This window comes from Paenibacillus plantarum (assembly GCF_013141695.1).
GTDB classification, from domain to species: Bacteria; Bacillota; Bacilli; order Paenibacillales; family NBRC-103111; genus Paenibacillus_E; species Paenibacillus_E plantarum.
In genome coordinates this window covers 22,979-34,810 of sequence record NZ_WHNY01000018.1, presented here as the reverse complement: position 1 = coordinate 34,810, position 11,832 = coordinate 22,979, and the positions used below count along the sequence as shown (strand labels likewise).

Genomic DNA, 11,832 nt, shown 5'->3' with positions numbered 1-11,832 from the left:
GTTACTTCGCCCCCTGGACGAGTTGGATGTAGGAAGCGGACTCAAGGCTCGCTCCACCTACAAGCGCGCCGTCGATGTCAGGCTGTGCCATATACTCAGCGATGTTGTTAGGCTTCACGCTGCCGCCGTATTGGATACGAACGACATCAGCAACTGCTGCGCCATAAAGACCGCTAACCAAAGTACGGATGTAACCGATCACGTCTTGTGCATCTTCCGCTGTGGAAGATTTACCTGTACCGATCGCCCAAATTGGCTCATAAGCGATAACAACTTGTGCTGCTTGCTCTGCACTCAGACCAGCAAAAGCTGCTTCTGTTTGTACTTTACAAACATCTTTCGTTTGACCTGCTTCACGCTCTTCCAACTTCTCGCCTACACAAAGAATTGGTTTCAAGCCGTGTTTGAAAGCCGCAACGACTTTCTTGTTCACGATTTCGTCGGACTCAGCGAAGTAAGCTCTACGCTCGGAGTGACCGATGATGACATACTCAACGCCAAGATCTTTCAGCATTACGCCGCTGATTTCACCTGTGAATGCGCCGTTATCTTCAAAGTGAAGGTTTTGTGCGCCAACGTGAACATCCGTACCTTTTGTAGCTTCAACAAGCGCAGGAAGGTTTGTGAAAGGGGAGCAAATAACGCTCTCCACGCCTTCTACTGTGCTGCCTTTTACTTCGTTCACGAAGCTGATTGCTTCGGAAACAGTTTTGAACATTTTCCAGTTACCCGCGATAATCGGTGTTCTGCTCATGGTTAGACTCCTTTTTATGAAAAAAATAATTTCTTATTTGTCGTTAAGTGCTACTACGCCTGGCAATGCTTTACCTTCCATGAACTCCAAGGAAGCGCCGCCGCCTGTGGACATGTGGTTCATTTGCTCAGCCAAGTGGAATTTCTCAGTTGCAGCAGCGGAATCGCCACCACCGATAACTGTGTAACCTTCCGTGTCCGCACATGCTTGTGCTACTGCACGTGTACCGTGGGAGAAAGGCTCGATTTCGAATACGCCCATCGGTCCGTTCCAAACAACGAGTTTGGATTTTGCGATAACGTCTGCATACATTTCACGTGTTTTCGGTCCGATGTCAATGCCTTCCCAATCTGCAGGAATGCTGTCAGTGCCAACGATTTGCGTGTTCGCATCTGCGCCGAATTTATCAGCAACAACGATATCCACTGGAAGTAAGAAGTTAACGCCTTTTTCTTTTGCTTTCGCAATAAAGCTAAGCGCTAAATCAAGCTTCGAATTGTCCAGAAGTGATTTACCGATTTCGTAGCCTTGTGCTTTTAAGAATGTATAGGAAAGACCGCCGCCAATCAAGACGTTGTCTGCAATGTTCAGGAGGTTCTCAATGACTGCAATTTTGTCTTTTACTTTGGATCCACCAACGATAGCTGTGAAAGGACGCTCTGGGTTGTTCAATGCTTTACCAAGAACATCAAGCTCTTTCTCCATCAAAAGACCGGAAACAGCTGGGATATAAGCAGCAATGCCTGAAGTCGAAGCATGTGCACGGTGAGCAGCACCGAAAGCATCATTCACGAACAGATCAGCTAGATCAGCGAAAGCTTTTGCCAATTCAGGATCGTTCTTCTCTTCACCTTCGTTGAAACGAACGTTTTCAAGTAAAAGCACGTCGCCATTTTCAAGCGCATCGACTTGGGCCTTCACGATTTCACCAACGGATTGATCCGCTTTGATCACGTTTTGACCAAGAAGCTCAGCTAATTTCGCAGCAACTGGTGTTAGACGAAGCTCTTCGACCACTTGACCGTTTGGACGACCAAAATGCGCAGCAAGAATAACTTTAGCGCCTTGCTCAACTAAGAATTTAATCGTAGGAAGCGTTTCTCTGATTCGTGTATCGTCAGTGATTTGTCCGTTTTCTACAGGCACGTTGAAATCAACGCGAACAAATACTCTTTTACCAGCTACTTCAACATCGCGAACACTTTTCTTATTCATCGTAAAAGCCTCCTAAAAGTTTTGCTTTAGTAAAACTATCTTCGTAAGCATAAGCTCTGGCGTGTATGGTTCTCTTCCGATTCTATCTTTTTCTATGTGTAAATCGCACATAAAGAGGAGAATCGCTTCTCCCCTTCATGTGGTTTTCCAATTGATGAATTATGAAATTACAGACCTTTTTTCGCGATGAAAGCTACCAAGTCAACAACGCGGTTGGAGTAACCCCACTCGTTATCGTACCAGGAAACAACTTTCAACATGTTGTCGCCAACTACCATTGTGGACAAAGCGTCAATTGTGGAAGAAGCTGGGTCACCATTGAAGTCGCTGGATACAAGTGCATCTTCTGTGTAGTTAAGAATGCCTTTAAGAGGGCCTTCGGAAGCTTGTTTCAAAGCTGCGTTTACTTCGTCAACAGTTACGTTAACTTTAAGCTCAACAACCAAATCAGTTACGGAAACGTTAGGTGTAGGAACACGCATAGCCATACCGTTCAATTTGCCTTTAAGCTCAGGAAGTACTAGACCGATTGCTTTTGCTGCGCCAGTGCTGGAAGGAATGATGTTCTCAGCTGCTGCACGAGCACGACGAAGGTCTTTATGTGGAACGTCAAGTACGGATTGGTCATTTGTGTAAGAGTGAACAGTTGTCATCATACCTTTTACGATTCCGAAGCTATCGTTGATAACTTTCGCGAAAGGAGCTAGACAGTTTGTTGTACAAGAAGCGTTGGAGATGATTGTGTGTGCAGCTGGATCGTATTTGTCTTCGTTAACACCAAGTACGATTGTGATATCTTCGTCAGAAGCTGGAGCGGAAATGATAACTTTCTTAGCTCCACCTTTCAAGTGAAGTTCTGCTTTTTCTTTCGCTGTGAAAATACCAGTGGATTCGATTACGATTTCAGCGCCTACAGATGCCCATGGCAGATCCCCAGGGTTACGCTCAGCAAAAACCTTGATGGAACGACCGTTAACGATCAATTCGCCTTCGCCAGCTTCAACTGTAGCGTCTAGTTTACCGTGAGTAGTGTCATATTTAAGCAAGTGAGCCAATGTTTTAACGTCTGTCAAATCGTTAACTGCTACGATTTGCACATCTGGGTTGTTCAATGCTGCGCGGAATACGTTACGACCAATACGTCCGAAACCGTTAATACCTACTTTTGTTGTCATAGTCATTTCCTCCTAAGATTACATAAATATTATATTTCAAAACGCAGCCATGAATGGCTTACGTTATGATGGCAACTTTCAGCTATACATGCTTCATGATTTCTAAGGCAGCTGCTTCATCTGTAACTAGGACATCTTCTTGCCCATGTCGTAAGACAGACGCAATCGCTTCCCCCTTGCTCTTCCCGCCAGCAACACCAATCACAACCTCAACACGCTGCAGATCTTCCAGTCGAAGTCCGACTGTCGGCATCTTATGAACCACATTTCCTTGGCGGTCAAAATAATAACCAAGCGCCTCAGCAAGTGCACCATCAGCTCTCAGACTGCTCGTAGTATCATTATCTACTTTACGTCTGCGTGCCATGACCATAGCATCTCCGATACCATGTACAACAATGCGACAACTGCGCACCGCGTTTACAACTTCCTGAATCTGTGGATCTTGAATCAGCGATTGATACGCTTCTTCCCCAAGATGATCCGGCACATGCAGCAACCTATACTTCCCACCTGTTTTCTTAGCCATAATGGAAGCAATCGTGTTCGCTTGCATATCCACACTTTCACCAAGTCCTCCACGTGCAGGAACGAACCAACTACCTTTCATCGAAGACGAGATAGCTAGGTTATTAGCGATCTGAGCCATGGTCGACCCGCCTGTTACCGCGATAATATCATCTTTGGCAACATATTTACGTAGGGCGGCCGCGCCAGCGCGTCCAAGCTCTTTCTTCGTAAATACGGAAGTGTCGGAATCCCCAGGTACGATAATCACATTGGAGATGTGAAAAGCTTTGGCAATGCTATCTTCTAGATCTGTTAAGCCAAACGCCATCTTAATGATCGGCTGCATATCTTCCAGCAGTTGACGACCAGACTCGCTGATCTTCATGCCGCTTGCGTCTGATTCCAGAAGCCCTAGCTCCTTCAGGAAATCGACTTCACCGCGCAGTACGCGCTCCGTCATGTCGAGTGAGGACGCTAACGTCCTTCGTCCGACAACACCGGAGACCAAGATGTGTTGCAGAATCGAGTAGCGTTTCTTCATGATGTCCATAAGATCAGGCATGAGCTGTTTCTGAATGTCTAGAATCTCTCTCATAGGACGACTTCCAACGCTCCCGATCCAATGTAGGACGTTTTTTGTCCCAGGTATACATTTTATGTCCCACCCGGGTGAAAAAAAAGTTCCTTGCACAATTCCGTATTTCGTTTCTCGTTTACAGTTCTTATTATAACCATTTCCTTCGCAACATTCAACATTTGTTCAAACATTTTTCTTCAAATAGGCCTGTAAGGGCTTACCATCTTGCTTTTTATGGAAAGCTGACTTATAATAACCCTTGCTTCACTTTTTCTGCTACTATGCGCCCGTGGTCCAATGGATATGACGTAGGCCTCCGAAGCCTGAGATAAAGGTTCGATTCCTTTCGGGCGCGTCCAACAAATCAGCTACAAGAGTTACGGTTTAATCGCCAAATCAGCTCTGAGGCTGATTTTTTTGCGTTTAGTTTGACCTTTCTTGACCTTCAGACGTTTTTTCGTTATCATACTTGTAGATACTGTAAATAGTATGTACCCAATAGTAGGTAACCCAACCCCAAGGAGGTCATTCTCATGAGTTTTATTCCTATGGTCGTCGAACAGGACGCGCGCGGTGAAAGAGGATATGACATCTACTCTCGCTTGCTGAAAGACCGCATTATATTCTTAGGCACGGGTGTCAACGATGTTGTGGCGAATTCCATCATTGCTCAGTTGCTCTTCTTGGCCGCTCAAGATCCTGATAAAGATATCTCGCTTTACATTAACAGCCCCGGCGGCTCCATCACAGCCGGTATGGCGATCTTCGACACGATGCAGTTCATCAAACCAGACGTATCCACGATCTGTGTAGGTATGGCCGCTTCCATGGGTGCATTCTTGCTCACTGCTGGTGCCAAAGGCAAGCGTTACGCGCTTCCGAACAGCGAAGTCATGATTCACCAACCACTTGGCGGCGCAGAAGGCCAAGCCTCTGATATCGAGATTCGCGCTAAGCGTATTTTGAAAATGAGAGACAACCTGAACACGATCCTAGCAGAGCGCACGGGACAAACGTTCGAGCGCATCGAGAAGGATACGGACCGTGATAACTTCATGAGTGCTAAAGAAGCAGCCGAATACGGACTCATCGATAAAGTCATCGAGCGCGTCTAATCATTTTATACAGAAAAAAACCAGCCTGAACTTCATTGCTCACATGAGCTTTGATGTTCAGGCTGGTTTTTTTAATTCATCACTTCTTCTCATCCAATGGGTAGAAAATTAAATCAATAGGGAACGCCGAGCCCGCGGGAGGCGTAAACTCAATATCTAACGCATCTTCCGTACCTGTCGTGCGTGCCAGTACTACCAAGCCATCGAAGGCCGTAATAACACCGGAATAAGGTACAGGAATGATTTCACCGTTGATTTTAAACGGCCCTTTGAACACGCCGCCTCTAGCCATAATCATCACAGCCATTTTGCGCGGCTTATCCGCATGAATTTTGTAAACGACGCCGTAATTACCACCATTCTCTACAACTTGCTTACGCATCACGTCGTAGCCTTTGACGAATGGATCCGTCTTATTATCTCCGATCGTTAATCGGGAAGCTTTCGTAAAGCTCGTGGCATCAATTTTCCATTCAATCTCGGAAACGGGGAAAGTACCGCGAACATGACCGTTAAAGGCGAGTAGAGGCAACTCCTTCACGATCGTTGGTGTCAGCATCTTTTCCGTTGCGATAAAGGACATTTGAAGCTCGCCGTCTGTTTCGACATCATAGAACAAATTCACGCCTTGACCTGGATAGAAATCTGGTAATTTGGCGTATACATAGCTTGCTTTAGGCGGAACCGTCATTGTATCCGTGTATACGTTGTTTAGAAGGAAATCAACCGACGCTTCGCTGCCGATCAAATTCGCATAAACCGAAGGGTAGACTTCGCCTTTATTTGTTGTTTTAATCGTAATCGGCTTATCTGTGTTATTTGTTGCAAAGATGGCAAATGTCATTTTCTGTTGCGTGCCATTGATATGATCCGCGTACAAACGCGCTTTACCATTAATATTGTCTTGATACAAAATACCGCTGCTCGTGAATTCTTCTGGACTATCACTAACAAGCAGCGTACGTCCTTGTACTTCTTTCACGTCTTTCGGAAGCATCGCTAACTCGTTAAAATGGGACCAAATCGTCGTCCAGTTCGTTTTGATGAACCCGCCAACTGGCTTCATATATATCGGGTATTCGACCTCTGACAAATACGGTTCATTTACAACAGTCACAAAGCTTTTGAACAACTTACTCACATGACCATGGCCATCCTTAACCGTTAAAGTTACTGGATATTGACCAGCTTTGAAGAATGCTTCTTGTTTCCCTGTCCAATCGAAGGATACGATACCCTCTGCATCTGGATCATAACTTAAATCCAAGTACTTAACAGGCTCTCCAAGCCTGTAGGTAGGCTTCGCAGTAGCGAATTTGGCAACTGGACGAGAATTACTATCTTGATCGATGTAGATGCCCTCAGGCGCTTTAAAATGCACGATCTCTACACGTCTTAGCTCGCTATTGTAGGTATACTTTGCACCCATGTAATCAGCCAACCACGTCAGCTTCACAAGCAACTTGCCATTCACGATAGCGGCTACGGATTTAAAGGGTACATCCACCCCATTCGTTGTCACCGTCTTATGATCGGAATCAAGCACGATGTTGTAACCTGGAGGCGTCATTTGAATCGTACGGGATAAATCATTCCACTCTACTTGAAATCCTAATGTATCACCTAAGAATTTGGCTGGAACGAAGGTGCTTCCATCAATGATGGTAGAAGGGGAGTCTAGATGGATTTGCTCTTGATTTACGAAAGCTTCTGACTTGTCGATATAAAGTAAAATAAAGGACGAACTTGTTGATACCGCATTCGCGGCTGGTGCAGTAATCGTACTAACTAGAAATACGAGTACAGCCAGTAAGGCAATCATTTCTTTCTTTACTACATTCATTTCACTTCGGCTCCTTCTTCAAGCTTGGGATAGGGGCGCTATTTGGAAATACAAATAGCCTTATCCATCACGACCACGTTTATTAGACGTAGCCAAATGAAAAAGGTTGCCCCCTACCACTATTTGTTAACAATTTTGACACTTTTAGAAAGTTAGCGATTTGCTTCTACAATGCAAAAAAGCCCCCTCGAAAGGTAGGCTTTTAAAGGATTATTGGTTTTCCAACTCTTCCTTACTGACTAATGTGACTAAAGCGTTTACAGCCTGCTCTGCATCCGAACCTTCTGCACTTATGAAGACTTCGGTCCCTGTGCTGATCGCAAGACTCATAATTCCCATGATGCTCTTCGCATTCACTTTCTTCTCATCTTTCTCAACAAAGATCTCCGATGAAAACTTATTCGCCTCTTGAACAAACAATGCCGCAGGTCTGGCATGAAGTCCTGTTCTCAACTTCACAACGACTGGACGTCTGGACATGGAACTAATTCCCCCTAGTGTGGAGCTTATATGGATTACTATTAATAACAGCGTTTAACCTTATGTTTTAATATTATAGCATTTTTCCTTCAAGTACACTAGAAAAAATGCGAAAAACTTATACAAGCGTTGTACAGCCCCGACTTTCCTACGAATTTCGGTGTTTTTCGGCTAATTCGTCTATTTTCCGCAGGCGATGATTCACACCTGACTTGCTGACACTGCCCGAAAGCATGTCGCCAACTTCCTTCAAATTCAAGTCAGGATGCGCAAGTCTAATCTCCGCAACCTCTCTTAACTTCTCAGGTAAGCTGTCTAGACCGATCTCCCGCTGCAACAATCGAATATTCTCGATTTGTCTGACGGCTGCCCCGATCGTTTTGTTCAAGTTCGCCGTTTCACAGTTTACGATGCGATTAACGGAATTCCTCATATCCTTCATAATCCGGACATCCTCGAAGCGCAGCAGCGCCTGGTGGGCCCCAATGATATTAAGAAACTCGATAATTTTCTCGCCTTCCTTGATGTACAGCACGAACCCTTTCTTACGTTCAATGAATCGGGCGTTTAAGTCAAACTTATTCGCAAGCTGTGTTAAAGCTTTGCAGTGCTCTTCATAAATCGAAGCAATTTCCAAATGATAGGAAGATCCCTCCGGGTTATTGACAGAACCGCCAGCCATGAAGGCTCCTCGAAGATAAGCACGCTTGCAGCAATTGCCGCGAATAATGTCCTTGTTAATCCCCGTCGTAAAAATAAAACCTTCCGAGACGATCTTCAAATCACTGAGCAGTTCCTGTACTTGGCCAGGCACCCTAACAATGTACACATTATTCTTCTTTAGACGCATCTTCTTACGCACGAGCAACTCCGTGTGTGTATTATACGTCTTCTTGATCAGCGAGTAAATTCGCCGTGCAATCGCTGCGTTCTCCGTGGATACATCCAACACGACACGCTGGCTTGTTAACTGAACAGCGCCATTCATTCGAATGAGCGCGGACAGCTCCGCTTTTTCACAGCATGACTCCGAATCATTGATTAATGTTAATTCTTTTTTGGTTGTTGCCGCAAAGGACAAGGGACTCACTTCTTCCTTAACAGCCAGCTTTCGACGAGCTGATAGATATGGTCACTCAATTTCTCTGCATCATGACGAAGATAAGTACGGAATAACACAAGTCGATCTGCAATTACCCGGTATCCTCTTTTCGTCACTTCATCCAAATCTAAATGAACCGCTTTTGAACCTTTTTCCGCATACTTGGCTTGCACCTGCGGTGGAATTTCACCATTATTCACGATCACATAATCAAACAAATGCTGACCTAAGTGATCATAAATCGCATCCAGATGATCGCTCACAGAATAATCATCGGTTTCGCCTGGCTGTGTCATGACATTACAAATGAACAATTTCACTGCGTTCGATGCCACGATCTCCTCAGCAATCCCTGGAACAAGCAAATTCGGCAGCAAGCTTGTATATAAACTGCCAGGACCGCACAAGATGGCATCTGCTTCGCGTATCGCTTGAACGGCTTCTGTGAGTGGTGTTACCCCCGCCGGTTCAATGAATACCCTCTTGATCCGTCCATCGGCCTTCGGAATTTTGGACTCCCCAACAACTAAAGTCCCGTCCTCCATAATGGCTTTCAACACAATGGCTTGATTCGAAGCCGGGAGAACCCTCCCGCGAACAGCAAATACGCGATTCATTTCTTGCACGGCAGTAACAAAATCACCTGTAATATCTGTCAATGCCGCTAGTATTAGATTTCCCAGACTATGTCCGGCTAAACCTGTACCGTTCTGAAATCGATATTGAAGCATCAATGACAACAATGGCTCAACGTCAGCTAACGATGTTAACACATTTCGAATATCCCCTGGAGGCGGCATCTGCAATTCACTTCGCAAGATACCAGAGCTTCCTCCATCGTCTGCAACCGTCACGATAGCTGTAATATCAACCGGCTTTTCTTTCAACCCTCTCAGCATAACCGAGAGCCCTGTTCCACCGCCAATAACGACTATTCTGGGCTTACGTTGTAATTGACCAAGCTCCATACTTCTTTCACCCTCTTACTCACATAGCCGTCTATAAACGGTCCCGCTCGGAATCTCGATGACTCAGACGCACGGTCTCAGTCTCACTGTTCCCCATAACTTTACCTAGATACTCCGTAATGGCAACCGATCTATGTTTACCTCCTGTGCAGCCAATACCAACAACAACCTGGCTCTTGCCTTCCTTCTTATACTGAGGCATTAAGAAGTTCAGCATATCGAGCAGCTTTGTCAGGAATTCTTGCGTCTCTGACCACTTCATCACATAGTCATAAACATCTGGATCCTGACCCGTCTGCGGACGCAGTTGTTCCACATAGTGAGGATTAGGCAAGAAGCGCACATCAAAGATTAGATCAGCGTCAATAGGGACACCATACTTGAACCCGAAAGAGATTACATTTATAGATATGCGATTAGCTTCTAAATTGGTGAACCGGGAAATGATTCTTTCTTTCAACTGCACCGGTTTCAGGCTGCTAGTATCAATCACCTGCGTCGCCAGACCCTTGAGCTCTTCAAGCAACTTACGCTCAAGACCTATTCCCTCAAGCGGCGCCCCGTCTGGTGCCAATGGATGGCGGCGACGGCTCTCTTTGTAACGCTGAACGAGCGTCCCATCCGTTGCGTCTAGGAATAAAATTTCATAGCTAAGTGTGTAATTTTCTTGGATATAGCGTAAAGACTCTTGGAGCGCAGTGAAAAATTCACGTCCGCGCAAATCAATAACCAAGGCGACTTTGCCGATTTTACCCATCGATTGCACAATCAATTCAGCAAACTTCGGAATCAAGACGGGAGGCAAGTTATCAACGCAGAAGAATCCAAGATCCTCCATGCTTTGAACAGCTATTGTCTTGCCTGCACCCGACATCCCTGTAATAATGACCAGTTTCGCTAAAGGGTGGTTTTCTTCCATGCATGACACCTTCCTTTGGGGTGCTTTCACAGATCAGCTTTTCCTAACTACATCTGCGAACCCGGTCTAGCCTTCTATCGTAAATTCAATCCTGCAGCTCCAACAACACCAGCATCATTACCAAGTGTAGCAGCAACAATCTCAACACCTTCAGCTGCAACTTCTGGTGTAAATTTGATGAACGTTTCACGAATTGGTTGGAATAGAATTTCCCCTGCCTTCGAAACACCACCGCCGATAATAAAGCGCTTAGGATTAATGACAACAGCCAGAGCTGCCATCGAACGTCCGATATAATAAGCAGCGCGATTCACGATGCGCAAAGCTACTTCATCTCCGCTTTTTGCATCATCAAACACATGCTTAGCTTCAATTTTCTCGTGAAGAGCTAGTGATGTACGCTCGCCGCGTTCCACCGCTTCCTTCGCCATGCGAACGATACCTGTTGCGGAAGAAACGGTTTCAAGACATCCCATTTGACCACAGCCGCACTGAATCGCTTCAATGTCAGGTACGATGGACATATGTCCAAGTTCGCCAGCCATACCGGCAGAACCTTGATAAATTTTACTGTTAATAATGATACCGCCGCCAACACCCGTTCCAAGTGTGTAGCACACAACGTTCGGGATACCCGCTCCAGCTCCAGCCCAAGCTTCGCCAAGCGCAGCTACGTTCGCATCGTTATCAATCTTAACTTGTTTACCCAGAAGTGCTTCAAGCGTCTTCTTCGCTGGTACGTTATGCCATTGCAAGTTCGGTGAGAATTTCACGAAGCCTTCTGGAATATCCATAAATCCAGCCAACCCCGCGCCAATTCCAGCTACTTGCTCCCACGAATAGTCGGATTCTTCGACAACTTGACGTACATATTGCGCAATACGCTCAAGGACCGAATCTGCACCTAGTTCAGGTGAAGTAGGGCCTTCTAACGTTTTAAGAAGCTTGCCTTGCTCATCACAAATACCCACTTTAATATTCGTGCCGCCTAGATCTACACCGATATAAATTTGATTGGACATTACAAGGTCACCTCATGAATAATCATAAAATTTTCGGGCATGTGCTCCTGTTCCCACTATAAGACAACACTGCCGGGAGGTCAAGATTCATCCACACCCTATCTAAATGAGAAAACGTGGAAAGCGTAGCCCTCCACGTTAACTGAATTGCC

The 11,832-nt window shown here is 45.5% G+C and carries 11 protein-coding genes and 1 tRNA gene; 2 read left to right on the top strand and 10 right to left on the bottom strand.

What is annotated here, in order from left to right:
* Position 1 precedes the first annotated feature (1 nt).
* The 4 genes from tpiA to GC096_RS05895 form a co-directional block, all read right to left on the bottom strand.
* Positions 2 to 754 (bottom strand): triose-phosphate isomerase, encoded by a 753-nt coding sequence (tpiA, locus tag GC096_RS05910; protein WP_056611245.1) that lies wholly within the window; start codon positions 752 to 754, stop codon positions 2 to 4.
* Positions 755 to 787: 33 nt separating this feature from the next.
* The gene (locus tag GC096_RS05905) at positions 788 to 1,969 is read right to left on the bottom strand and encodes a phosphoglycerate kinase (protein WP_171629333.1); all 1,182 of its coding nucleotides are present in this window, start codon (positions 1,967 to 1,969) and stop codon (positions 788 to 790) included.
* A gap of 167 nt (positions 1,970 to 2,136) precedes the next feature.
* Positions 2,137 to 3,144, bottom strand: coding sequence for a type I glyceraldehyde-3-phosphate dehydrogenase (gene gap / locus GC096_RS05900; protein ID WP_056611251.1), 1,008 nt, complete (start codon positions 3,142 to 3,144; stop codon positions 2,137 to 2,139).
* Positions 3,145 to 3,226: 82 nt separating this feature from the next.
* Positions 3,227 to 4,249 carry a sugar-binding transcriptional regulator gene (locus tag GC096_RS05895; protein WP_171629332.1) on the bottom strand — a complete coding sequence of 341 codons (1,023 nt, stop codon included), beginning with the start codon at positions 4,247 to 4,249 and terminating at the stop codon, positions 3,227 to 3,229.
* Positions 4,250 to 4,514: 265 nt separating this feature from the next.
* Between GC096_RS05895 and GC096_RS05890 the strand changes: the two genes are divergently transcribed.
* Together GC096_RS05890 and clpP are read left to right on the top strand one after the other, a co-directional pair.
* A tRNA-Arg gene (locus tag GC096_RS05890) sits at positions 4,515 to 4,586 on the top strand.
* A 178-nt stretch (positions 4,587 to 4,764) separates the two neighbouring features.
* The gene (gene clpP, locus GC096_RS05885) at positions 4,765 to 5,346 is read left to right on the top strand and encodes an ATP-dependent Clp endopeptidase proteolytic subunit ClpP (RefSeq protein ID WP_028555559.1); all 582 of its coding nucleotides are present in this window, start codon (positions 4,765 to 4,767) and stop codon (positions 5,344 to 5,346) included.
* A 79-nt stretch (positions 5,347 to 5,425) separates the two neighbouring features.
* Here the strand turns inward: clpP and GC096_RS05880 are convergent, their stop codons facing one another.
* The 6 genes from GC096_RS05880 to GC096_RS05855 all read right to left on the bottom strand — a co-directional run bounded on the left by GC096_RS05880 (position 5,426) and on the right by GC096_RS05855 (position 11,680).
* Positions 5,426 to 7,189: a stalk domain-containing protein gene (locus GC096_RS05880; protein ID WP_171629331.1), complete on the bottom strand. Its 1,764-nt coding sequence runs from the start codon at positions 7,187 to 7,189 to the stop codon at positions 5,426 to 5,428.
* Positions 7,190 to 7,399: 210 nt separating this feature from the next.
* Positions 7,400 to 7,669, bottom strand: coding sequence for an HPr family phosphocarrier protein (locus tag GC096_RS05875; RefSeq protein WP_028555561.1), 270 nt, complete (start codon positions 7,667 to 7,669; stop codon positions 7,400 to 7,402).
* A gap of 148 nt (positions 7,670 to 7,817) precedes the next feature.
* Entirely contained in the window at positions 7,818 to 8,750 is a 933-nt protein-coding gene (gene whiA, locus GC096_RS05870; RefSeq protein WP_056611259.1) for a DNA-binding protein WhiA, read from the bottom strand.
* Positions 8,751 to 8,755: 5 nt separating this feature from the next.
* Positions 8,756 to 9,739: a gluconeogenesis morphogenetic factor MgfK gene (gene mgfK, locus GC096_RS05865; protein ID WP_171629330.1), complete on the bottom strand. Its 984-nt coding sequence runs from the start codon at positions 9,737 to 9,739 to the stop codon at positions 8,756 to 8,758.
* Positions 9,740 to 9,770: 31 nt separating this feature from the next.
* The gene (rapZ, locus tag GC096_RS05860) at positions 9,771 to 10,658 is read right to left on the bottom strand and encodes an RNase adapter RapZ (protein WP_057310218.1); all 888 of its coding nucleotides are present in this window, start codon (positions 10,656 to 10,658) and stop codon (positions 9,771 to 9,773) included.
* A gap of 74 nt (positions 10,659 to 10,732) precedes the next feature.
* Positions 10,733 to 11,680 (bottom strand): ROK family glucokinase, encoded by a 948-nt coding sequence (locus tag GC096_RS05855; RefSeq protein WP_171629329.1) that lies wholly within the window; start codon positions 11,678 to 11,680, stop codon positions 10,733 to 10,735.
* Positions 11,681 to 11,832 lie beyond the last annotated feature (152 nt).